This window comes from Pseudomonas sp. 10-1B, from assembly GCF_000935045.1.
Taxonomy (GTDB): Bacteria; Pseudomonadota; Gammaproteobacteria; order Pseudomonadales; family Pseudomonadaceae; genus Aquipseudomonas.
In genome coordinates this window covers 39200-62819 of sequence record NZ_JYKS01000050.1, presented here as the reverse complement: position 1 = coordinate 62819, position 23620 = coordinate 39200, and the positions used below count along the sequence as shown (strand labels likewise).

Below are 23620 nucleotides of genomic sequence, written 5' to 3'. Positions count from 1 at the left end.
GATTCTGCGACAGCTTGCGGGTTGGTGATCACCCCCTCGGCACGTATTATTCCTTGCAAACTTCTCCAGAATAGAACGCTATGTCATTGATAGTGCTATTGCTTCTGCCGTTCGTGGGCAGTTGCCTGGCAGCTGTGCTGCCGCACAACGCACGTAACGCCGAGTCCATTCTAGCCGGGCTCGTGGCCTTGGTCGGCACCGTCCAGGTAGCACTGCTGTACCCTCAGGTTGCCCACGGTGGGGTGATTCGCGAAGAATTCCTCTGGCTGCCCAGCCTGGGGCTGAACCTGGTACTGCGCATGGACGGCTTCGCCTGGCTGTTCTCGCTGCTGGTGCTGGGCATCGGCACGCTGGTGTCGCTGTACGCCCGCTATTACATGTCGCCGCAAGACCCGGTACCACGCTTCTTCGCCTTCTTCCTCGCCTTCATGGGCGCCATGCTCGGCCTGGTGATCTCCGGCAACCTGATCCAGCTGGTGTTCTTCTGGGAACTCACCAGCCTGTTCTCCTTCCTGCTGATCGGCTACTGGCACCACCGCGCCGACGCCCGCCGCGGCGCCTACATGGCGCTGATGGTGACCGGCGCGGGCGGCTTGTGTCTGCTGGTGGGTGCCCTGCTGCTCGGCCATGTGGTCGGCAGCTATGACCTGGACAAGGTCCTGGCTGCCGGCGAAACCATCCGCCAGCATGCGCTGTACCCGGTGCTGCTGCCCCTGATTCTCATCGGCGCCCTGAGCAAGAGCGCGCAGTTCCCCTTCCAGTTCTGGCTGCCCCACGCCATGGCAGCGCCCACCCCGGTATCGGCTTATCTGCACTCCGCCACCATGGTCAAGGCCGGGGTGTTCCTGCTGGCGCGCCTGTGGCCAGTGCTGTCGGGCAGCGACGAGTGGTTCTGGATCGTCGGCGGTGCCGGCGCCCTCACCCTGCTGCTCGGCGCCTTCGCCGCCATGTTCCAGAACGACCTCAAGGGCCTGCTGGCGTACTCGACCATCAGCCACCTGGGCCTGATCACCCTGCTGCTGGGCCTGAACAGCCCGCTGGCCGCCGTGGCCGCGGTGTTCCACATTCTCAACCACGCCACCTTCAAGGCTTCGCTGTTCATGGCCGCCGGCATCATCGACCATGAAAGCGGCACCCGTGACATCCGCCGCCTCAGCGGCCTGATCCGCCTGGTTCCGTATACCGCTACCCTGGCCATGGTGGCCAGCGCCTCGATGGCCGGCGTGCCGCTGATGAACGGCTTCCTGTCCAAGGAAATGTTCTTTGCCGAAACCGTGTTCATCAGCTCCACCGCCTGGGTCGAAGCGACGCTGCCGGTGATCGCCACCCTCGCCGGTACCTTCAGCGTGGCCTATGCCTTGCGCTTTACCGTCGATGTCTTCTTCGGCCCCACTGCCCAAGACCTGCCCCACACCCCGCACGAACCGCCACGCTGGATGCGCGCACCGGTCGAACTGCTGGTGCTCACCTGCCTGGTGGTGGGCATTTTCCCCGCCCAGTCGGTCGGCCCGCTGCTGGCCGCTGCCGCCTTGCCGGTGGTGGGTGGTACCCTGCCGGAGTACAGCCTGGCCATCTGGCATGGCTGGAACGCGCCGCTGATCATGAGCCTGGTAGCGATGAGCGGCGGTATCGTGCTGTACCTGTTGCTGCGCAAGCAACTGCGCCTGGGGCGCTTCCCCTACCCGCCGGTGATCGAGCGCTTCAACGGCAAGCGCCTGTTCGAGCGTGGCCAGGTGCAGTTGATGCTGCTGGCGCGGCGCATCGAGCGCCTGCTCACCAGCCGTCGCCTGCAGTCGCAGCTGTTCATGCTGGTGCTCGCGGCCTTCCTCGCCGGCCTCACGCCCCTGCTCTACAGCGGCCTGAGCTGGGGCGAGCGGCCGAAGATTCCGGGCTCGGGCGTGTTCGTCGCGCTGTGGCTGATCGCCATTGCCTGCGCCATCGGCGCCGCCTACCAGGCCAAGTACCACCGCCTGGCGGCACTGATCATGGTCAGTGTCTGCGGGCTGATGACCTGCATCACCTTCGTCTGGTTCTCCGCACCCGACCTGGCCCTGACCCAACTGGCGGTGGAAGTGGTCACCACCGTGCTGATCCTGCTCGGCCTGCGCTGGCTGCCACGGCGTATCGAAGGCGTGTCGCCATTGCCAGGCAGCCTGGAGCGTGCGCGCATGCGCCGCCTGCGCGACCTGCTGCTGGCGGTGCTGGTAGGTGGCGGCATGGCGGTGATGTCCTACGCCATGCTGACCCGGCCGACGCCCAACGACATTTCCTCGTTCTACCTGAGCCGGGCGCTGCCCCAGGGTGGCGGCACCAACGTGGTCAACGTCATGCTGGTCGACTTCCGCGGTTTCGATACCCTGGGTGAAATCACCGTGCTGGTGGCCGTGGCGCTGACCGTGTTCGCCCTGCTGCGGCGCTTCCGTCCACCGAAGGAGAGCATGCAGTTGCCGGCGCAGCAGCGCCAGCTGGCGCCCGACGTGGCCACCGACCTGATCAACCCGCGGCATGCCACCGATACCGCCCTGGGCTTCATGATGGTGCCCGCGGTGCTGGTGCGCCTGCTGCTGCCGATCGCCCTGCTGGTATCGATGTACCTGTTCATGCGCGGCCACAACCAGCCAGGTGGCGGCTTCGTCGCCGGCCTGGTGATGTCGGTGGCGTTCATCCTGCAGTACATGGTGGCCGGCACCCAGTGGGTGGAAGCGCAGATGAGCCTGCGGCCGCTGCGCTGGATGGGCACAGGGCTGTTGTGCGCAACCCTGACCGGGGTCGGCGCCATGCTGCTCGGCTACCCGTTCCTCACCACCCATACCGCCCACCTGCACCTGCCGTTGCTCGGTGATGTGCACGTGGCCAGCGCGCTGTTCTTCGATGTCGGCGTGTACACCGTGGTGGTCGGCTCGACCCTGCTGATCCTCACTGCCCTGGCGCACCAGTCGGTGCGCGCCCGCCCGGGCAACCCGTCGAAAACCAGTCAAGCAGGAGCCGCCTGATGGAAGAAGTCATTGCAGTCGCCATCGGCGTCCTGGCCGCCTCGGGGGTGTGGTTGATCCTGCGTCCCCGCACCTACCAGGTGATCATGGGCCTGTGCCTGCTGTCGTATGGGGTCAACCTGTTCATCTTCAGCATGGGCAGCCTGTTCATCGGCAAGGAGCCGATCATCAAGAATGGCGTGCCCCAGGACCTGCTGCACTACACCGACCCGCTGCCACAAGCCTTGGTGCTCACCGCCATCGTCATCAGCTTCGCCATGACCGCGCTGTTCCTGGTGGTGCTGCTGGCCTCGCGCGGCCTGACCGGTACCGACCATGTGGATGGCCGGGAGCGTGACGAATGAGTGGCATGAGTCAACTGATCGTCGCCCCCATCCTGCTGCCGCTGATGACAGCAGCGGTGATGTTGCTGCTGGGCGAGAAGCACCGGCAGATCAAGGCCCGGCTGAACCTGCTGTCGACCTTCGCCGGCCTGGCCATCGCGGTCAGCCTGCTGCTGTGGGTGCGCACCCAGGGCCAGGCGGAATCGATCGGTGTGTACCTGCCGGGCAACTGGCCGGCACCGTTCGGCATCGTGCTGGTAGTGGACCACCTGTCGGCCCTGTTGCTGACCCTCACCGGCATCATCGGCTTCAGCGCCCTGCTGTTCGCCCGCGCCCGTTGGGATAGCGCCGGGGCCAGCTTCCATGCCTTGTTCCAGATCCAGCTGATGGGCCTGTACGGCGCCTTCCTTACTGCCGACCTGTTCAACCTGTTCGTGTTCTTCGAAGTGTTGCTGGCGGCCTCCTATGGCCTGCTGTTGCATGGCTCGGGCCGCGCCCGGGTGCGTGCCGGCCTGCACTACATCGCCATCAACCTGTTCGCCTCGTCGCTGTTCCTGATCGGCGCGGCGATGCTGTATGGGGTGACCGGCACCCTGAACATGGCCGACCTGGCACTGAAGATTCCGCTGGTGCCGGAGGCCGACCGGGGCCTGCTGCACGCCGGTGCGGCCATCCTGGCGATGGCCTTCCTGGTCAAGGCCGGCATCTGGCCGCTGAACTTCTGGCTGGTGCCGGCCTATGCTTCGGCCAGCGCGCCGGTGGCTGCGCTGTTCGCCATCATGACCAAGGTCGGCCTGTATGCGGTGCTGCGCCTGTGGACGCTGCTGTTCTCCGGCCAGGCCGGGGCCTCGGCGCACTTCGGTAGCCAATGGCTGGTGTACGGCGGCCTGGTCACCCTGGCGGTGGCGGCGGTGTCGATCCTGGCCGCGCAGCGCCTGGAGCGCATGGCTGCCCTCAGCATTCTGGTCTCGGCCGGCACCCTGCTCGGCGCCGTCGGCTTCGCCCAGGCGGCACTGACTGGCGCAGCGTTGTTCTACCTGGTCAACTCGACCCTGGCGCTGTGCGCGCTGTTCCTACTCGCCGAACTGGTCGAACGTTCGCGTTCGGCCAATGAGGCGCCGCTGGACGAAGAAGAAGACAGCATACCGCCACCGCTGGAATCGCTGCACCCGCCCAAGGGCATCAACCTCGACGATGAGCAAAAGGCGGTGATCGGCCAGATCATCCCGTGGACCATGGCGTTCCTCGGCCTCAGCTTCATCGCCTGCGCCCTGCTGATCATCGGCATGCCGCCGCTGTCGGGCTTTGTCGGCAAGCTCAACCTGATCAGCGCACTGTTCAACCCGCAGGGGCTGGGCGTGCCAGCCGAACAACCGCTGGGCGCGGCGGGCTGGGGCCTGGTGGCCTTGCTGATCCTGTCCGGCATGGCCTCGATGATCGCCTTCGGCCGCGTTGGCATCCAGCGCTTCTGGAAGCCCGAGGAGCGCCCGTCGCCGGTGCTGCGCCGGTATGAGTGCCTGCCCATCGTCATCCTGCTCGGCCTGTGCATCATCCTCAGCTTCAAGGCCGAGCCATTGCTGCGCTACACCCAGGACACCGCCGCCAGCCTGCAGGCCCCCGACACCTACATCGAAGCCGTGATGGCCGCACGGCCGATCCCTGGCCCCACCTCGCTCGACGTACAGGTACAGCCATGAACCGACTGTTCCCCGCCCCGCTGTTATCGGTCTCGCTGTTCGGGCTGTGGTTGCTGCTGAACCTCTCGGTCAGCCCCGGCAACCTGCTGCTGGGTGCTGCGCTTGGCGTGCTGGCACCGCTGCTGATGGCGCCGCTGCGCCCGCAACATGCCCACGTACGGCGGCCACTGGTCATCGCCCGGCTGATCATCCAGGTAGGTTGCGATGTGATCATCTCCAACCTGCAGGTGGCCCGTGGCGTACTGCGTGGCGGCAAGCGGCCGCCACGCTCGGCGTTCGTGCACATCCCGCTGGCCCTGCACGATGCGCATGGCCTGGCGGCGCTGTCGATGATCACCACGGTGGTGCCGGGCACGGTCTGGTCGGAGCTTGCGCTGGACCGCAGCGTACTGCTGCTGCATGTGTTCGACCTGGACGATGAGGCGGCTTTCATCGAGCACTTCAAAGACACCTACGAACGCCCGCTGATGGAGATTTTCCAATGACAGGCCTGCTTGACCATGCCGTCCTCGCCAGCCTGTTCATCTTCGCCCTGGCCATGGCCCTGGCCCTGATCCGGCTGTTCCGCGGCCCGTCTGCCCAGGACCGGGTGCTGGCGCTGGACTACCTGTACATCCTGGCCATGCTGACCATGCTGGTGCTGGGCATCCGTTATGCCAGTGACACCTACTTCGAAGGTGCCCTGCTGATTGCGCTGTTTGGTTTCGTTGGCTCGTTTGCCCTGGCCAAGTTCCTGCTGCGCGGTGAGGTGATCGAATGACTGAAACCCTCGAACTGCCCTTCTGGTTGGAGCTGGTCTGTGCCGTACTGCTGCTGACTGGCAGCCTGTTCGCCCTGATCGGTGCCTTGGGCCTGGTGCGCCTGAAGGATTACTTCCAGCGCATGCACCCGCCGGCACTCGCCTCGACCATTGGGGCCTGGTGCGTGGCGCTGGCCTCGATCATCTATTTTTCATGGCTCAAGGAAGCGCCGATACTGCACGCCTGGCTGATTCCGATCCTGCTGTCGATCACCGTGCCGGTGACCACGCTGTTGCTGGCCCGGGCAGCGTTGTTTCGCAAACGCATGTCGAAAGAGCCGGTACCCGAAGAAATCAGCAGCGGCAACGGCCGCGACCACGGCAACTGAGGGGTTGCCGCCTCACCCTTGGCTGAGGCGCTGCAACTCCCGCCGGACCATGGCGGCATAAGGGGGCGGGCCGAGGCGGTACAGTTCGCCTGCCACCCAATTCAACCAAGCGCCTTGCAGTTTCTCGCGCCTGGCCAGCAAACGCTCGGCCTCGGCCACGGCATCGGCCTGATGCCGGCGATGAAACTCGGCACGTGTGACAGGCGCGTGGTCAGCGTGAGTCATTCACTGGCCTTGAAGGTGGTCAACTCACCCTTGCGCCATTTGGCAACCTTGCCGGTCACCGCCTTGAGCAACTTGCCCAGGCCTTCCTGCACCTGCTGCTGCGCGGCGAAGACCAGCATCACGCCGTGGCCTTCACGGAATACGATGCCCTCGCCTTCCGGCACCGACACGAACGCGTAATCACCCACGCCATAAACATTCAGCTTGATTTCGCGAAAACGCATTTCCAGTTTGCCACCTTCCCGGCTGGGTAATACGGCAGCGCGGAAATGGTCGCCGACTTTCAGTTCCAGGCGCTGTTTGTCATCGACCACCAATGCGCTTTCGGTGTCGATTTCGGCCATATACAGGCCCTCAGGGTTCTGTTCGGTGACATAGACAAAACGGCCCTGGAACAGTTTGGCCAATTTTCCGCGCAAATCGCCCAAGGCGAACAACGCATGGGTATCAAGAGTGTTGACTGCCAATGAAGTAATCCTCAACCGGTTACAACCCGCCCTCACACAAGCTCGGTGAGGCACGGCCATTTCTTATCGATAGGCGAAAAGAGTAATGAAGCGATATGCGAAATGTCTGCGCCCGCTGGCGATACAGCGTGCAGGATTCTTTACTCTGGCTTGCCAGATCTGGCCTCAATACAGGCTTTCGACATATTCCCAACTCGGGAAGCGTAATATCTGACAACAAACCCGCCAAAAAAGATGCGGCAGGCAATGCCAGAGCGCGCGCAAGAACGGGCTCTGTCATCCATCAGCGCATTACTGGAGAAAGAATATGCACGAAAACACCGAAATCCGTCGAGAGGCAAAGCGCATTTCTTACATACCAACGGCCTGGGCAACACCCCGCCTGCTCGCCCGGAGCACTCAAGGCGCTCAGGCTGCCAGCCCTTTCCTCAACTGCTGCAGCCAAGCAGCCTGACACTCCAGCGCCTCCTCACGGGTGGCGAATGCGGTACCACGGCGCTCGCCATTGACCAGCACCACCCAGCAGATGCGCTTGCCCAGCGCCTGCAGTGTGGCTGGCACACCCGAACCAATCATCACGGCTACATCGACCCGGCTATTCATCATTCCCTCCGGAATTTAATTAGCACCCTAACGATAAAGCCATGATACGCCTGCCCACGGCGAGGTAACAGCACATCGCCGTACAGCAGTGTTACGCGCGGGGCAACAAAGCCAGCAGCTGGCAAGAAACGCAAAAAGCCCCAGGGATCGCTCCGTGGGGCTTGGCACCGCGCGCGGGGTTATACCTGGCGCTGGTGGCGGTCGAGCTGCTCGTGGCGCTCCTGGGCTTCGATGCAGTACTTGGTGGTCGGGCTGATCAGCAGGCGCTTCAGGCCAATCGGCTCACCACTGTCATCGCACCAGCCGAAGCTTTCGTCGGCAATACGGTCCAGGGCCATTTCCAGCTGTGGCAGCAAGCGCTGGTCGCGGTCGATGGCATTGACCAGCCAGCTACGCTCTTCCTCGACAGAAGCCACGTCAGCAGGGTCCGACGGGGTGTCCAGGCCTTCGATGGTGGTACGGCTCAGCTCGATGCGTTCATGGGTTTCGACTTTCATCGCCTGCAGCAGGCCAGCGAAGAAAGCCAGCTGGTCAGCGTTCATGTAGTCATCGGCCGACATGGCCAGCAACTGTTCCTTGGTCATCGATTTCTCTATGAAAAAATGTGCATTTGGGCGATTCGGGTGCCGCCGACGCCTTGGCATCGGCAGCGGAATTCTTCAAGCGCCAACCGGCACTCTTTTACAGGGGGCGGAAGTCTAAGGCGCCACGTCGCGTGGAGCAACTGCAAATGGGTGCGAATTTGCTTCCGTTGCTTAGAATCCGCTGGTCGGTGCCTTCAGTTCAACCCCACTGCCCTCGCCATACTGTGAGTGCGGCTCTGGCTTAGGCTTTTGATCTGGCTTTTGATCTGGCTTTTGATCTGGCTTTTGATCTTGATCTTGATCTTCGCGACTTCAGGAGGCCGAACGCAGGCCTTGCGGAGGGAGGTGACGGGCATGGATGCCCGTCAAGCGCTGAGGCCCCATGGATGGGGCCTGCAGCGCGTACTCCCGGGAGCGAGGCCGGAGTGAGGGAACCCCGGAGCGCAGCGCAGGGGCCGGATGATGGGAGCGCATGCGTTTTTTGGTTACTTTTTGTCGCGTTTGACAAAAAGTGACTCGCCGTAAGGGCGAAAAGGTGAGTAAGCGTCGCCATCGCAAACGGACTGTTCGCCGTTTCAATACCGCCGCATAAGCTCTTGCTCTTGCTCTGAAGCGTGGGCCTTAACAGAGGGTAAACATTCGTTCGCGATGGTGGCGCCAAGTCACCTTTCCGCCCTTCCGGCGGGTTACTTTGGTCTTGGCCAAAGTAACCAAAGCCGCCCGCTCCCATCATCCGGCCCCTACGCTGCGCTCCGGGGTCCCCTCGCTACGGGCATGCTCCCGGGAGTACGCGCTGCAGGCCCCATCCATGGGGCCTCAGCGCTTGACGGGCATCCATGCCCGTCACCTCCCTCCGCATGCCCTTCGCTCGGCCTCCTGAAGTCGCAATCTGTGTTGCCTGAACTACCGCGCGCTTAGAAGCAAAAACAACGGCAACGGCAACGGCAACTAACCGAGTCTGATCAACGATCCTTGAACTGCGCCTCGCGCTTGGCGATGAAGGCCGCCATACCCTCTTTCTGATCTTCAGTAGAGAACGCCGCATGGAACACCCGCCGCTCAAAGCGCACCCCCTCGCTAAGGGTCACTTCGAACGCACGATTGACGCTCTCCTTCACCATCATGCTCACCGGAATCGACTTGCTGGCAATGGTCGCGGCCACTTTCAACGCCTCTTCCACCAGCTCCGCCTGCGGCACGATACGCGCCACCAAGCCAGCACGCTCGGCCTCTTCAGCCCCCATCAGGCGCCCGGTCAGGCACAGTTCCATGGCCTTGGCCTTGCCCACCGCGCGGGTCAGGCGCTGGGTGCCGCCCATGCCCGGCAACACACCGAGGTTGATTTCCGGCTGGCCGAACTTGGCATTGTCGGCGGCGAGGATAAAGTCGCACATCATCGCCAGCTCGCAACCGCCGCCCAGGGCAAAACCGGACACCGCGGCGATGATCGGCTTGCGCCGGTTGGCAATGCGGTCAGAGTCGCTGAACAGGTCGTCGACGTAGATCTGCGGGTATTGCAGCTCGGCCATTTCCTTGATGTCGGCACCAGCGGCAAAGGCCTTGGCCGAGCCTGTCAGCACCACACAGCCGATGTTCGGGTCACGCTCGAGCTGGTCCAGGGCCTGGTTGATCTCGCCGACGATCTGCGCGTTCAGCGCATTCAGCGCCTGCGGGCGATTGAGGGTGATCAGGCCGACCTTGCCGTGGATGTCCAACAGGATGGTTTCGAATGCCATGCAGTCCGCTCCTTCAAAGATTGCGCGCAATAACCATGCGCTGAATGTCGCTGGTGCCTTCGTAGATCTGGCAGACCCGAACGTCGCGGTAGATCCGCTCCAGCGGGAAGTCACTCAGATAGCCATAACCGCCCAGGGTCTGCAAGGCATCCGAACAGACCTTTTCGGCCATTTCCGAGGCAAACAGCTTGGCCATCGACGCTTCCACCAGCGCCGGCTGCCCGGCATCGCGCAATGCAGCGGCGTGCAGCACCATCTGCCGGGCCACGGCAATTTTCGTCGCCATGTCGGCCAGGCGGAAGGCCACGGCCTGGTGTTCGATCAGCGCCTTGCCGAAGCTTTGCCGCTCGTTGGCATAATCGCGCGCCACTTCGAACGCCGCACGGGCCATGCCCACCGCCTGCGAGGCGATACCAATACGGCCACCTTCGAGGTTGGCCAGGGCGATCTTGTAGCCCTCGCCTTCCGCGCCCAGGCGGTTGGCCACCGGCACGCGCACATTGTCAAAGACGATCTGGCAGGTGTCGGAGGCGTGCTGGCCGAGCTTGTCCTCGACCCGCGCCACCTGGTAGCCCGGCGAATCGGTGGGCACGATGAAGGCACTGATGCCGCGCTTGCCGGCAGCCGGGTCGGTAACGGCAAACACGATCACCACCCCGGCGTTCTGCCCGGAGGTGATGAACTGCTTGCTGCCATTGAGCACATAGTGGTCGCCGTCCAGACGCGCGCGGGCCTTCAGGCTACTGGCGTCAGAACCCGCCTGCGGTTCGGTCAGGGCAAAGGCACCCAGCATTGCGCCGCTGGCCAGCGGGGTGAGGAACTGCGCTTTTTGCTGCTCGCTGCCAAAGCGCAGAATCGGCACGCAGCCCACCGAGTTGTGCACGCTCATGATGGTCGAGCAGGCGCCATCACCGGCGGCGATTTCTTCCAGGGCCATGGCGTAGGCCACGTAACCGGTGTCGCTACCGCCCCACTGTTCCGGCACCAGCATGCCGAACAGGCCGAGCTCGGCCATCTCCTCGATGGCTTCCTTGGGGAAGCGATGCGCCTTGTCCCATTGCTCGGCAAACGGCTTGAGGCGCTCCTGGGCGAACGCCCGTACCGCATCGGCGATTTGTTGTTGCTCGTCAGTTACCAGCATGGTTCACCTCAATACAGGCATTCAACGGCCATGGCAGTGGCCTCGCCACCGCCGATGCAGATGGCCGCCACGCCACGGCGCAGGTTGTTCTGGCGCAGGGCCGACAGCAGGGTCACCAGGATACGCGCGCCGGAAGCACCGATCGGGTGGCCGAGGGCGCAGGCGCCACCGTGGATATTGACCTTGTCATGTGCCAGGTCGAGGTGCTTCATGGCCGCCAGGGTGACCACGGCGAAGGCCTCGTTGATCTCGAACAGGTCGACATCGGCCAAGTTCCAGCCCGTGCGCTTCAGCAGTTTGTCGATGGCGCCGATCGGCGCGGTCGGGAACAGCGCCGGGGTGTCGGCGAATGCGGCGTGGCCGTGGATCACCGCCAGCGGCTTGAGGCCGCGCTTGGCAGCTTCGGAGCGGCGCATCAGCACCAGCGCCGCAGCACCATCGGAAATCGAGCTGGCGTTGGCGGCAGTCACCGTGCCGCCTTCGCGGAAGGCGGGCTTGAGCTGCGGGATCTTGTCCAGGCGCGCCTTGGGCGGCTGTTCATCGTCCTTGATGACGCGCTTTTCCTTACCCTCGGTGACTTCCACCGGAATGATCTCGGCAGCGAAGCGGCCGTTGCTGATCGCCTCCTGGGCACGGGTCAGCGAGGCGATGGCGAACTGGTCCTGGGCTTCGCGGCTGAAGGCATTGGCCTGTGCACAATCTTCGGCGAAGGTGCCCATCAGGCGGCCTTTGTCGTAGGCATCTTCCAGGCCGTCCATGAACATGTGGTCGATGATCCTGCCGTGGCCCATGCGGTAACCACCGCGGGCCTTGTCCAGCAGGTACGGGGCATTGCTCATGCTTTCCATGCCACCGGCCACCACCACATCGGCCGTGCCGGCCAGCAACAGGTCATGGGCCATGATCGCCGCCTGCATGCCCGAGCCACACATCTTGTTCAGGGTGGTGCAGGTGGTGTGCTTGTCCAGCCCGGCCCCCAACGCCGCCTGGCGCGCTGGCGCCTGGCCCTGGCCGGCCGGCAGCACGCAGCCGAACAGCACCTGCTCGACGCTGGCGGCGTCGATGCCGGCACGCTCCACGGCGCCACGAATGGCCGCGCTGCCCAGTTGTGGCGCGGTGAGGCTCTTGAGGTCGCCCTGCAGGCCGCCCATGGGCGTGCGCACGGCACTGACGATAACGATCGGGTCATTGGCGAGGGTCATGTTCGCTCTCCTTACTTCGCAGCCATGCGCAGCGCACCGTCGAGGCGGATCACCTCGCCGTTGAGCATGCTGTTTTCAATGATGTGGCGGGCCAGCGCGGCGTATTCCTGCGGGCGGCCCAGGCGCGGCGGGAATGGCACCCCGGCGGCCAGCGAGGCGCGCACTTCCTCGGTCATGCCGGCCATCATCGGCGTTTCGAAAATACCTGGGGCGATGGTCATCACGCGGATGCCGAAGCGTGCCAGCTCGCGGGCGGCAGGCAGGGTCAGGCTGGCGATGGCGCCCTTGGAGGCAGCGTAGGCGGCCTGGCCGATCTGCCCATCGTAAGCGGCGATAGAGGCGGTATTGATGATCACCCCACGCTCACCGCCTTCATCGGCCGCCCCTTCGGCCATGGCAGCAGCAGCCAGGCGCAGCAGGTTGAAGCTGCCGACCAGGTTGACGTTGATGACCTTGGCGAAGCTGGCCAAACCATGCGGGCCTTGTTTGCCCAGCACCTTCTCGGCACCGACGATGCCGGCACAGTTGACCAGCCCGTGCAGGCTGCCAAAGGTACTGACGGCGGCATCGACCGCCGCCTGCGCGGCCTGCTCGTCGCTGATGTCCGCCACCGCGAAGCGCGCGTTGTCACCCAGTTCGCGGGCCTTGGCCTCGACGGCCTGGGCATTGAGGTCGACCAGCATGACCTTGGCGCCGGCCTCGACCAGCATCTGCGCGGTGGCAGCGCCCAGCCCGGAGGCAGCGCCGCTGACGATGAAATGTTTGTTGGCTATTTGCATGATCGGTTTTCCTTTCAGGCGCTGGCAGGGGTGGCCTGTTGCGCTTGTTGTTTGGCGACTTCCTGGTTACGCAGGATGAAGCGTTGCAGCTTGCCGCTCGGGGTCTTGGGCAGCTCGCTGACGAATTCGATTTCCCTGGGGTAGGCATGTGCATACAGGCGCTGGCGCACGTGCTGGCGCAGGGTTTCCTCCAGCTCGGCGCTGCCCTCGTGGCCGCTGGCCAATACCACGAAGGCCTTGATCAGTTCGGTGCGCTCCGGGTCCGGCTTGCCGATCACCGCCGCCTCGATCACCGACGGGTGTTCGATCAACGCGCTTTCCACGTCGAACGGGCCGACCCGGTAACCGGAGGTGGTGATCACGTCGTCACTGCGGCCGACGAAGCTGATGCTGCCGTCCTGGTTCAGCTCGACGGTGTCGCCGCTGAGGTAGTACTTGCCGACGAAGGCCTTGGTCGGCAGGCCGTGGTAACCAGCGAACCAGCACAGCGGCGACTGCTCGCGGTCGACCGCGAGGATGCCTGGCTGGCCAGCCGGCAGCTCGTTGCCCTGCTCATCCAGCACCACGATGCGATGGCCGGGGATGGCGAAGCCGGCCGAACCCAGGTGCACCGGGTGCTGCAGGCCATGGTGGTTGCACAACACCATGCCCAGTTCGGTCTGCCCGTAATGGTCGTGGATGGTCACACCCAGTTCGTCGGCGAACCAGCGGATCACTTCCGGGTTGAGCGGCTCACCGGCACTGCTGACCACCCGCAGGCGGCCCTTGACCGGCGCCGCGAAGTCCTTGCCGGCAGCGATCAGCAAGCGGTACGCGGTGGGCGACCCGGCCAGGTTGGTGATGCCCAGCTTGTCGATCACCCGCGCGCAGCTTTCTACACTGAACGGGCCATCGTAGAAGGTGGTGGCATGGCCCAGCGACAGCGGGCCAGTGACGGCGTAGTACAGGCCATAGGCCCAACCCGGATCGGCCAGGTTCCAGAAGTTGTCTTCGGGGCGCAGGTCGATGGCATCGCGCATGTAGCCCTGGAAGGCGACGATGGCCTTGAGCGATACCTCGAGCGGCTTGGCAGGCCCGGTGGTACCCGAGGTGAACATCAGCAGAAAAGGGTCGTCGCCCTTGCGCAGCACGGGCTCGCACGTGCTGTCAGCGCAATCCAGCGCGTGCTGGAAGTCCAGCTCGCCAGCACTGGCACCGACGGTGATGATGGTCGGGCACCCGGTGACCTGGTCGAGCTTGTGGCGGTTGCCGCGGTCGGTGACCACCACCCGCGCGTGGGATTGTTCGAGCCGGTGCTCGATGGCCTTGGGCCCAAAGGCGGTGAACAGCGGCTGGTACACCGCGCCCAGGCGCCAGGTGGCAAGGATGGTCACCAGCAACTCGGGCGTGCGTGGCATGAGGCCGGCAACGCGGTCGCCAGGGCCTACGCCTTGCTGGCGAAGCACGTTGGCGAAACGCGCCGCCAGCCCTTGCAATTGCTCGAAGGTGTAGCGGGCGCTGTTACCCTCGCGGTCTTCCCAGATCAGTGCGACCCGGCCACTGCCGGCATGGCGGTCGCAACATTCGATACAGGCATTGAGCGCGTTCAGCGTGCCATGCAGTGCCGCGTCGACGGCACCATGATGGTTGAACGAACGGACGGCCTCGGCGTAATCGCGCATCGTCAGACTCCTGGTTTCTTATTGTTGGAGTTGCACCCTCGGTCTGACGATGTTCGCGCCGCTCGGCGCTGGGGGCAATGGCCAAAGCTGTCAAACGGACTGAGCGGATTGGCCTGCCTCGGGCTCGCCCTCCTCCAGGGCCTCGCGGGTCAGTTGCAAGACCAGGTGATGCTCGGCCGATTGCCGCTCCGTCATCAGTACCTGCCATCGATCCGTGTAGTCCTGGCTCGTCAGGGTAGTGCTCAGGCTGTCGAGCTCGGAACCCCGTGCGGCGAAGTCCTCGGCGATCGCGGCAAAGGCTGCCGCGTGCCGCCGCTTGAGGTGGATGCGCCAGAAGTCCCGTTCGGCGATGTTTTCGGCCAGGGCCCCGCTCGCTTCCGCGCCCCGGACCGCCTCGAGTGCCGCACGCTCGAGGTGGGGTGTGATTTCGGCAAGCCGCTCGAACATCATCGTACGAGGCTGGCAAGGCAGGTCGAGCGCATGAGCCAGATGCACCCGGTAGCCGAGAATGACCTCCAGGACATCGGTATCCGGGTCGCTCGCCAGCCGCTGCAGGGCATCCTGATGAGCGAAGCGCTCCAATGCTTCGAGGCGGAACAGGCGCCGCCCCAGTGCCAGCAAGGCATGGCCCGCTTGTCCGGTAGTACCTTGCAGATTGGCCTGGTGGACCAGTATCTGCAATTGCACGCGGCTGAAGCGCTCTGCGGTGCTATCATGGCAGCCCAGTTCCTCGCGCGCACGGTCGAACACTGCCTGGCGAAGGTCGGCATCCTGCTCCACGGCGCTCAGCACCCCCCAGACCTGCTCGGTAAGCGCTGCCCTGGCATGGGTGAAATCAGTGGTTTGAGTGAGATTGGCCAGCAACTGCAACAGGTCCAGGCTCTCTGGCGCGCCCGCCAAACGGTTCCACAGCGCCGAACGTGTCGTGAACTGGCCAGGGTCGCCGACGGCAAGCCACAGGCTTCGGGCGGTGGCCACGTCCACTTCATTGGCCCGGATAGCCTCATACGGGTCGTTGACATACAACCGCGTGTATTCCTGGTGCGCCAAGGGGTTGCGCAGCAGGTTGAAGCGGCTTCTGAAAGACCACGGCGCTTGTAGCAGTTCAGGCGGCAATGTACTGATATCGTTGTCGCTGAGGTCGACGATCGTCAACAACCTGGACCGCTCCAGGCCCCTGGGCACGCTACTCAACCGGCAGCGCTTCAAGCGCAGTATCGACAGGTGGGGCAACGCCTGGAAACGCAATGCCAACGAACGCAAGGGGTTGTGACTCAGGTCGAGCACGCGCAAGTTCGGTAACGAAGACAGCGTATCGGCACCCGAGGCGTTCATGCGGATTCGATTGGACATCAAGCGCAACGTACGCAACTCGGTCAGTTGGCTGACACCCGCGGGAATGGACGTAAGGCGATTGTTGCTCAGGCTCAACGTGCGCAGAGAGGTGAAGCAATGCAAGAAACCTGTGGGGAACTCTTCTAGCGCCGCCCCGGCCATCACCAACTCGGTGACATGAGAAAAGTCGCTGCCCGCTGGTAGCTCCGGCAGTTGGCCGATGTGCCAACCGCTCAAATCCAGGCTCATCTCGTTGGTCAGCCCATTGCCCCCCTCGTAGCGCCACGCCGAGAGCAGACGGGCCGCGAACTGCCTTCGCGCCCCTGAGCGCGCGCCCCCCGTCCAGCGCGACAGGGTACTTTCGAGTTGCGCGTAATTGTGCTCTTGAGCAAGCAAGCTTTCAAAAGGCGAGCCAGGTTGCAACAGCAGCCGTTCCAGGTATCGATCGACATCCCGATCATGGAGCTGTGGGTAAAGGGCCCGGATGCGGCTCTTGAGCACACTGATAGAGGTTTCCCGCCTTGATGCATTCCCACCCAGCGGATAGCCCACACGCCCATCCGGTAGGCGCTTGCCGGGGTTGAACCATGGTGCGTCATCACGCCAGCCAAGCAGGTTCAGAATCTCCTTGCGCGCGGCGGGCAAACCTTCGACCAGCTTCGACCGCAAGCGCTCTGCCGGCTCGCTGCCAGAGATGCCCATCCGCTGCAGGTCGGCGGGGCCCAGCAACGCCACCAACGCCTGGAAGATGCCCGCCGGCTCCGGCACCTCTGTGGCATGCTCCCGCCCATGGCTGTCGTAAAGGCGGAAGCGACCTTGCCGCCAAACCAGGACTACACGCCCCTCGGGTGCGCCTTGAGGATCCAGCTCGGTCAAGAGCCGGCCGCTGTCCGCCCCCTCGCGCAGCTCGAGGTTGATCGAGCGAGGCCATCCGGGCAGTCGCCGCAGCAAGGCGATGATCAGTTCCCCGGTGCCATTGGTATAGGCACTGCGCAGGAACAAGCCCTCCAGGGCCCGGTTCACCCTGGCCAGTCGAAGCAGGGCACGGGCCTTCCTGGCGACCGCCAGTGGAACACGTGCCTCGACCTGGGCCACTTCAGCCAGGATGGGGTCGACATCACGTACCGCCTCTACCGCATAACGTTCGGGGAGCCCGGAAAAGTCGCGCCGAACCAACGTTGCCAAGGGGTTCATTACCGGCCGGGGCCCAGACAGGTGTTCCAGCAGGTTGCCTTGCAGGTGCGCAGACTCCTCCAGCAGCCAAGCGCCCAGTGCGTCCTCGCCCAACCCTTGTGTTTCCGCGTGCGCGGCGCACCATTGGCGAATCGACGGATCGCGGATGCTGCCAGCGGATTGACCCAGGGCATCCAGTTCACGGCTGATCCGATCATCCGCAGCGAACCGCAGCAAAGTGTCACGCAGGTTGAATGGCGCAGGACGCATCTCGACCAGCACGCCCCGCAATTCCTCCGCGTCGACGCCCGCCACACGCAACACCTGCTCGGCACGGGCCGGGGACAAGGGCGGGTCCTGCGGCCACACACGATCGAGCATGTCGGCACGATCATCCCAGTGCCTGGGCTGTTCGAGGCGAAGACGCCAGGAACGCTCGCCATTGAACTCGACCCGCGGCTCGAAGGCGTTTTCGCGTCGTGAATGACGCAGGCGCCAAGCCTGATGCTCCTCGGGACGATGGACCTCGTAGTAGCGCTGGCCCACACGTAACCAGCGGCGCGTGTCGCTGGCATAGAGCCCGTCGTCGCCAAGGGTGGCGTCTTCAGGGGTCGACTCGTAGGCCAGCAGGTCGCGATGCCACAGGCGTGATTCCTCCTCCCCAGTGCTCACCGGCTCCATTGCATCGACGAAGGCACTGCGTGGGAACCCACGCGCCACCAGGCTCACGCCCGCGACCGTGGCCGCCGTGACGACGACGGTTTCCGCAACCCCGAGCATGTGCTCCAGCGCTTCGTGCTGGTGCCCTTCGTGCCAATCGATAGCGCCTTCGTAGACGTGGTCAAGCGTCTGCACGACCAGCTGGCCGAGCAGCACCATGCCCACCACGGGGCTGGCCAGCCCAGCCAGCCCCAACGCGGCCAGGCCGATCTCCTTCCATTGGTTGAGCCGTGCCTCGGCGGCGCGATGATCGGCATCGGCACTCGAAACCAGCTGCAAGCGGGCATCGTCCTTGACGCGTTCGATTTGGCTTGCCGCCAGTTCGGCGAAGATAGCGCCATGCATCACCGCACCTTCCAGCTGCAGGTCGGGCTGGTCGTCGAGCAGGCGCTTGCCGAGCGTAGCCAGGAACTTTGGGCGGTCCTTCAAGGCGATCAGTTGCCGGATTCGTTCACGGCCATCCGGCTTGAGCAACTCGGCCACCAGGAAGTCGTTCAACCCTGAAACCGAGCCGAAATGGCGCAGCGGCTGCTCGGTGTCACTGGGCATGTAGAGCACGACCCCGAGGCTATCCCCGTGCGCATTGCGCAGCTGGATCTTCAGGCTCTGCGCAACGGGGCACTCCAGCATGTGCAACGCGCCGGCGTACGCCTGTGCGCCACCCTCTTGATTGCCACCCCCATTACCCAACAACCGGCGCAAGGCGGTTAGATGCACCGTCTCGAGCTGCCCCTTGAGCGCGGCCAGCTCACATGCCAGGGCGAACGCCGTGCGCTGGTGACGCGCCAGAGCCTGCTGCGCGGCCGGGGTGAACAGGCGTGCGAGCAGGTCGTGATAGCGCTTGCCCACGTCCTCGGTATGGCAGCGTTGCGTAAAGTCCGCCAGCGAGGTGAAAAGCACGGCCTTGTCGCCCTTCCTGACAAGGCCGCTGCCTTCGTAGAAGGGGTTGCCCGCGGGCAATCCTTGCATCAATCGCAACAGCGCCGGGAAGCGCACATAACGCAGTTCATCCTCAGGCAGGCTACCGCCTGGGCTCACCGTGAAGCGGCGCCGTACATCCAGCCATTCAAGGTCGTCGAGGCTGAGCCCCGGCGGGATTTCGGCCGCCAGCAAGGCCGTGAACCGCTGGGCCGCGAACTGCCGCGGCGACACCAGGCCTGCGGTTGCCGCCGTCACCTGCGCCCGGCTCTGCCGGTGGGCCTGGAAGCAATCGCGCAATGCATTGACCTGTGCCGCGGACGCGCGCTGCAACCAGTCCGGCAGTTGCGTGGCGATGAAATCATCAGTGGCAGAGGCCAGCTTGCGGGCAAGCGCCGGTGGCAGTGAGGGTGGGGTGGATTGGGTCATATCTGCATCCTCGCAGGTCAAAGGAGGCTTGACACTGAGGCAATCACCCACCGCACAGCAGAGGGAAAGGACGCATCCCCGTGTGGCTGATGAGTATGCCCCCTAGGGCGCCGTCCCCTGCAGGATCACGTGGCGGTAGTGGCCAGGATTGCAACCGAACCACTTGCGAAAGGCCTTGTAGAACGAACTGCTGTCGGCAAAGCCAAGGCGCTCGGCGATCTCGGCGAGCCCCAGGTCGACATCGGCCAGCCAGGCGATGGCCAGCTCGCGCCGCACGCTGTCCTTGAGCCCTTGGTAGGTCTGGCCTTCCTCGCCCAGCCGACGGCGCAGGGTCGAGGCCGAGATGCACAAGGCGCTGGCCTGGCCTTCGGCATCGGGCCAGGCGCCTGGGTCGGCGCGCCGCAGTTGCTCACGGATGCGCCAGGCCAGGCTGGCCGGGTCGCGGTACTTGACCAGGATGTTGCCTGGCGCCTCGGCGAGGAAACGTTGCAACTCCTCCTGGGTGCGTCGCAGCGGCAGGTCCAGGCAGTCGGCACTGATGATCATGCGCGTGCGCGGGCGCTCGAACTGAAGATTCTCGGAAAACATCACCCGGTAGTCGTCGCAGAACGGTGGCTCGGCGCAGCGCAGGTCGATGGCGAGGATCGGGATACGGCGCCCGGCCAGCCAACAGGTCACGCCATGGATGATCATCCACAGGGTGAAGTAGGTGAAAGCGCGGCGCGGCGCATCGCGAGGCTCGCCGATGACGATCTCGGCCAGGCTCTGCTGGCGCACCAGGCTCGGCTGCAGGTCTTCGAGCATCAGCGAAAGAAACGCCAGGGCGGTCTGCAGGCCCGCACCGAGAGTCGGTTGGACCATACTCGCACGGCACAGGAAGGCCAGGCTGCCGCTGCGCAGGCCGCGCGGGTCCATGGCGAAGAATTCGTCGTTGCAGCGTCGCGCCAGCAAGCGCCAGAGCCGGGCATAGGCCTCGGCGCTCACACGCGCCTCGGGCAGGTCGAGCTGGGACGCATCGATGCCCGCCCTGGCCAGCAGCGGCGCATCGGGTTGCCCCGCCGGGCAGGTCTGCAACAGGGCTTCGCGCACCAGTTGCATGGAAATGGTGTCTTTCTCGCTCATCGGCCATCCAGCGCCAGTGGTTTCAGCCGGCCATCTTAGGCCCGCCATGGAAAAACGCCAGCCGGTGTCATTGCTTCAGCAACTGCCAGCTCCTATAGAACTGCACACAACTGATTGATTTAGCAGGGACCCTGTGGGCTGCCTCACACGCTGGCAGCCAAGCCCAGGAAAGCCTGGATCAGGCGCAGCTCGCGGCGCCGCTCCAGGCAGCCGATCATATGCTGGTTGACCAGACCAGCACCGGCCAGTGGCCGCGCCACCACCCTCGGATCATGCGCGACTTCGGTGGATGAAACCACGCCGATACCCAACTCCGAGGCCACCGCCTCGGTGACCGCCTCGCGGCTGTCCAGCTCCAGCAGCACGCGGGGCTGCACGGCCGCCCTGGCACAGGCTTGGTCGAAGGTACGCCGGGTGGTGGAACTGGGCTCGCGCAGCACCATGATCTGCTGGTGCAGCTCAGCCAGCGGCAAGTCACCCTCGCCGCTGGCCCAGGCATGCCCCGCTGGCAGCAAGGCGCACAGGCGCGACTCACACAGGTTCTGCAAATGCAGGCCCTTGCGTGGTTCGATCTCGGTCAGCACAGCCACGTCGGCATGCTCGCTGAGCAATGCCGCCAAGGTTTCCTGAGCATTGCCCAGGCGCAGGTTCACAGTGATGCCCGGGTAGCGCTCGCGCAGCAGGGCGAGCATTGGCATTACCCGGTGCGGGCCGTCGGCGGCCACTTCCAGGCGCCCGGTCAGCAATTGCCGGTTGGCCTCGAGCATGGCCTGCGCTTCTTCGGCCAAGCCGAACATGGCGCGGGTAATGGCCGCCAGGCGCGTTCCCTCTTCGGTCAGTTCTACCCGCCGCGCGGTGCGCCGTAGCAAGGTGATCTGGTAATGCTCCTCCAGTGCCTTGACGTGGCCAGTCACCGCCGGCTGGCTGATGAACAGCCGTGCGGCAGCACGGGTGAAACTACCTTCACGGGCGACAGCATCGAAGGCACGCAGCTGGAACAGGTTCATATATATCGGCCTGACTTATAGCTCGGATAACAACAAACAATTTGATTGATGGCAGCGCGAATTGCAACCTAGGCCCCGTAGTTTCACTCCACCGCTTGTGAGGAAAAACGGAATGAGCAACGCCCCTATCCTGCTGACCCCCGGTCCCCTGACCACATCAATCCGCACCCGCCAAGCCATGCTGGTGGACTGGGGCTCCTGGGACCGTGACTTCAACCAACTGACCGCCAGCGTCTGCGAACAACTGCTGGCGATCATCGACGGCAGCGCCAGCCACCACTGCGTCCCCCTGCAAGGCAGCGGCACCTTTGCCGTGGAAGCGGCCATCGGCACCCTGGTGCCGCGTGACGGCAAGGTTCTGGTGCTGATCAACGGTGCCTATGGCCAGCGCCTGGCGAAGATCTGCAAAGTGCTGGGCCGCACCTACAGCACCTTCGAAACCGCCGAAGACCAGCCGACCACCGCCGCCGACGTCGACCGCCTGCTGGCTGCCGACCCGGCCGTAACCCACGTGGCGCTGATCCACTGCGAGACCAGCACCGGTATCCTCAACCCGTTGCCAGAGATCGCCCAGGTGATCAAAGGCCACGGCAAACGCCTGATCATCGACGCCATGAGTTCGTTCGGCGCATTGCCGATCGACGCCCGCGAAATTCCGTTCGAGGCACTGATCGCGGCCTCCGGCAAATGCCTGGAAGGCGTACCGGGCATGGGCTTCGTCTTCGCCGAGAAAACCGCCCTGGCCGCCGCCGAAGGCAATGCCCACTCGCTGGCCATGGACCTGCACGACCAGCACGCCTACATGGCCAAGACCGGCCAATGGCGCTTCACCCCGCCGACCCACGTGGTTGCCGCCCTGCACGAAGCACTGCAGCAATACAACGAGGAAGGCGGCCTGCCGGCCCGCCACCAACGCTACGCCGACAACTGCAAGACCCTGCTCGACGGCATGGCCGCCATCGGCCTGCGCAGCTTCCTGCCCGCCGAGATCCAGGCACCGATCATCGTCACCTTTCATGCGCCGAAAGACGCCCGCTACCAGTTCAAGGATTTCTACGAGCGGGTCAAGGCCAAGGGCTTCATCCTCTACCCGGGCAAATTGACCCAGGTCGAAACCTTCCGCGTCGGCTGTATCGGCGTAGTCGGTGCCGACGGCATGCAAGCCGCCGTGAATGCCGTGGCCGAAGTGCTGCGGGAAATGGAAGTACTGGACATCTGACCCTCTGCCCATTCGATTTCAGGAGTTAGCGCACATGAACTACAGCAACCCCACCCAGCTGCAAGCCGCCATCCTTGACTGGGCCGGCACCGTGGTCGATTTCGGCTCCTTCGCCCCGACCCAGATCTTTGTCGAAGCCTTTGCCGAATTCGATGTGCAAGTGTCCATCGAAGAAGCACGTGGCCCGATGGGCATGGGCAAGTGGGACCACATCCGCACCCTGTGCGACGTGCCGGAAATTGCCGAGCGCTACCGCAAGGTGTTCGGCCGTACCCCGACCGACGATGATGTCACCGCCATCTACAACCGCTTCATGCCGCTGCAGATCGAGAAGATCGCCGTGCACTCGGCGCTGATTCCCGGCGCCCTGGACACCCTTACCGGCCTGCGCCAGGGCGGCCTGAAGATCGGTTCATGCTCGGGCTACCCGAAAGTGGTGATGGACAAGGTGGTGGAACTGGCCGCGCAGAACGGCTACGTGGCCGACCACGTGGTAGCCACCGACGAAACCCCGAACGGCCGCCCATGGCCGGCCCAGGCCTTGGCCAACGTGATCGCCCTGGGGATTGACGATGTGGCCGCCTGCGTGAAGGTCGACGACACCGTGCCGGGCATTCTCGAAGGCCGCCGCGCGGGCATGTGGACCGTGGCCCTGGTGTGCTCGGGCAACGCTCTAGGGCTGACCTGGGAAGGCTACCGCGCGCTGAGCGCCGAGAAGCTGGAAAGCGAACGCCAGCGCATCCACGCGCTGTTCGCCGGCTCCCGCCCGCACTACCTGATCGACACCATCAACGAACTGCCCGAAGTGATCGCCGACATCAACCGACGCCTGGCCAAGGGCGAGATGCCACAGGCGTTCTGAGCCGGTCTGTCAGCCAGATGGGGCTGCTTCGCAGCCCTTTCGCGACACAAGGCCGCTCCCACCTCGACCGCATAGGCCTCAAGCCCTGTGCAATACCTGTGGGAGCTGGCTTGCCAGCGATGAGGCCAGCCCAGGCAATACAAAACTGTTGCTCTCACCAGTGCCCAGTGGGGGCGTAATGCTGTTCACTTAAGCAATTGGGGCCGCTCTGCGACCCATCGCAGCGGTTCGTCGCCACGACAAGCCAGCTCCCACAGGTACTGCACAGGGCTTGAGATCCATGCGATCGGTGTGGG

General features: G+C 64.4%; 20 protein-coding genes. 8 read left to right on the top strand and 12 right to left on the bottom strand.

Annotated elements, in window-relative coordinates:
• Window positions 1-80 precede the first annotated feature (80 nt).
• The 6 genes from TZ03_RS23400 to TZ03_RS23375 are packed head-to-tail and all read left to right on the top strand — an operon-like array spanning window position 81 to window position 6141.
• A complete protein-coding gene (locus TZ03_RS23400) occupies window positions 81-2993 on the top strand; it encodes a monovalent cation/H+ antiporter subunit A (protein WP_051100730.1) in 2913 nt (970 codons plus the stop codon).
• A complete protein-coding gene (locus TZ03_RS23395; protein WP_051100729.1) occupies window positions 2993-3337 on the top strand; it encodes a Na+/H+ antiporter subunit C in 345 nt (114 codons plus the stop codon). Before TZ03_RS23400 ends, TZ03_RS23395 begins: the two co-directional genes overlap by 1 nt.
• Window positions 3334-5013 (top strand): monovalent cation/H+ antiporter subunit D, encoded by a 1680-nt coding sequence (locus TZ03_RS23390; RefSeq protein WP_051100728.1) that lies wholly within the window; start codon window positions 3334-3336, stop codon window positions 5011-5013. Before TZ03_RS23395 ends, TZ03_RS23390 begins: the two co-directional genes overlap by 4 nt.
• A complete protein-coding gene (locus tag TZ03_RS23385; protein WP_051100727.1) occupies window positions 5010-5498 on the top strand; it encodes a Na+/H+ antiporter subunit E in 489 nt (162 codons plus the stop codon). Before TZ03_RS23390 ends, TZ03_RS23385 begins: the two co-directional genes overlap by 4 nt.
• The gene (locus tag TZ03_RS23380) at window positions 5495-5773 is read left to right on the top strand and encodes a K+/H+ antiporter subunit F (RefSeq protein WP_051100726.1); all 279 of its coding nucleotides are present in this window, start codon (window positions 5495-5497) and stop codon (window positions 5771-5773) included. Before TZ03_RS23385 ends, TZ03_RS23380 begins: the two co-directional genes overlap by 4 nt.
• Window positions 5770-6141: a Na+/H+ antiporter subunit G gene (locus TZ03_RS23375; RefSeq protein WP_051100725.1), complete on the top strand. Its 372-nt coding sequence runs from the start codon at window positions 5770-5772 to the stop codon at window positions 6139-6141. The genes TZ03_RS23380 and TZ03_RS23375 overlap by 4 nt, the downstream gene beginning before the upstream one ends.
• A 12-nt stretch (window positions 6142-6153) precedes the next feature.
• Here the strand turns inward: TZ03_RS23375 and TZ03_RS23370 are convergent, their stop codons facing one another.
• The 12 genes from TZ03_RS23370 to TZ03_RS23315 form a co-directional block, all read right to left on the bottom strand.
• Window positions 6154-6366: a hypothetical protein gene (locus TZ03_RS23370; RefSeq protein ID WP_051100724.1), complete on the bottom strand. Its 213-nt coding sequence runs from the start codon at window positions 6364-6366 to the stop codon at window positions 6154-6156.
• Window positions 6363-6833 (bottom strand): hypothetical protein, encoded by a 471-nt coding sequence (locus tag TZ03_RS23365; protein WP_051100723.1) that lies wholly within the window; start codon window positions 6831-6833, stop codon window positions 6363-6365. Before TZ03_RS23365 ends, TZ03_RS23370 begins: the two co-directional genes overlap by 4 nt.
• A 408-nt stretch (window positions 6834-7241) precedes the next feature.
• Entirely contained in the window at window positions 7242-7436 is a 195-nt protein-coding gene (locus TZ03_RS23360; RefSeq protein ID WP_051100722.1) for a hypothetical protein, read from the bottom strand.
• 179 nt (window positions 7437-7615) lie between these two features.
• Complete coding sequence (locus TZ03_RS23355; RefSeq protein WP_051100721.1) at window positions 7616-8020, bottom strand: TraR/DksA family transcriptional regulator; 405 nt, start codon at window positions 8018-8020, stop codon at window positions 7616-7618.
• A 962-nt stretch (window positions 8021-8982) separates the two neighbouring features.
• Window positions 8983-9756 carry an enoyl-CoA hydratase gene (locus TZ03_RS23350; protein WP_051100720.1) on the bottom strand — a complete coding sequence of 258 codons (774 nt, stop codon included), beginning with the start codon at window positions 9754-9756 and terminating at the stop codon, window positions 8983-8985.
• Between the two features lie 13 nt (window positions 9757-9769).
• The gene (locus tag TZ03_RS23345) at window positions 9770-10897 is read right to left on the bottom strand and encodes an acyl-CoA dehydrogenase (RefSeq protein WP_051100719.1); all 1128 of its coding nucleotides are present in this window, start codon (window positions 10895-10897) and stop codon (window positions 9770-9772) included.
• Between the two features lie 8 nt (window positions 10898-10905).
• A complete protein-coding gene (locus TZ03_RS23340) occupies window positions 10906-12099 on the bottom strand; it encodes an acetyl-CoA C-acyltransferase (protein ID WP_051100718.1) in 1194 nt (397 codons plus the stop codon).
• 11 nt (window positions 12100-12110) lie between these two features.
• Complete coding sequence (locus TZ03_RS23335) at window positions 12111-12878, bottom strand: SDR family NAD(P)-dependent oxidoreductase (RefSeq protein ID WP_051100717.1); 768 nt, start codon at window positions 12876-12878, stop codon at window positions 12111-12113.
• Window positions 12879-12892: 14 nt separating this feature from the next.
• Window positions 12893-14539: an acyl-CoA synthetase gene (locus TZ03_RS23330; RefSeq protein WP_051100716.1), complete on the bottom strand. Its 1647-nt coding sequence runs from the start codon at window positions 14537-14539 to the stop codon at window positions 12893-12895.
• 90 nt (window positions 14540-14629) lie between these two features.
• Complete coding sequence (locus tag TZ03_RS23325) at window positions 14630-19114, bottom strand: NEL-type E3 ubiquitin ligase domain-containing protein (protein WP_053388460.1); 4485 nt, start codon at window positions 19112-19114, stop codon at window positions 14630-14632.
• A 102-nt stretch (window positions 19115-19216) separates the two neighbouring features.
• The gene (locus TZ03_RS23320) at window positions 19217-20236 is read right to left on the bottom strand and encodes an AraC family transcriptional regulator (RefSeq protein ID WP_051100715.1); all 1020 of its coding nucleotides are present in this window, start codon (window positions 20234-20236) and stop codon (window positions 19217-19219) included.
• Between the two features lie 143 nt (window positions 20237-20379).
• Window positions 20380-21243 (bottom strand): LysR substrate-binding domain-containing protein, encoded by an 864-nt coding sequence (locus tag TZ03_RS23315; RefSeq protein WP_051100714.1) that lies wholly within the window; start codon window positions 21241-21243, stop codon window positions 20380-20382.
• A 112-nt stretch (window positions 21244-21355) separates the two neighbouring features.
• On the opposite strand from TZ03_RS23315, the gene TZ03_RS23310 reads away from it, so the two are divergent.
• Both TZ03_RS23310 and phnX read left to right on the top strand, forming a co-directional pair.
• Window positions 21356-22462 carry a 2-aminoethylphosphonate--pyruvate transaminase gene (locus tag TZ03_RS23310; protein ID WP_051100713.1) on the top strand — a complete coding sequence of 369 codons (1107 nt, stop codon included), beginning with the start codon at window positions 21356-21358 and terminating at the stop codon, window positions 22460-22462.
• 34 nt (window positions 22463-22496) lie between these two features.
• Window positions 22497-23324, top strand: coding sequence for a phosphonoacetaldehyde hydrolase (gene phnX / locus TZ03_RS23305; RefSeq protein ID WP_051100712.1), 828 nt, complete (start codon window positions 22497-22499; stop codon window positions 23322-23324).
• Window positions 23325-23620: the final 296 nt, after the last annotated feature.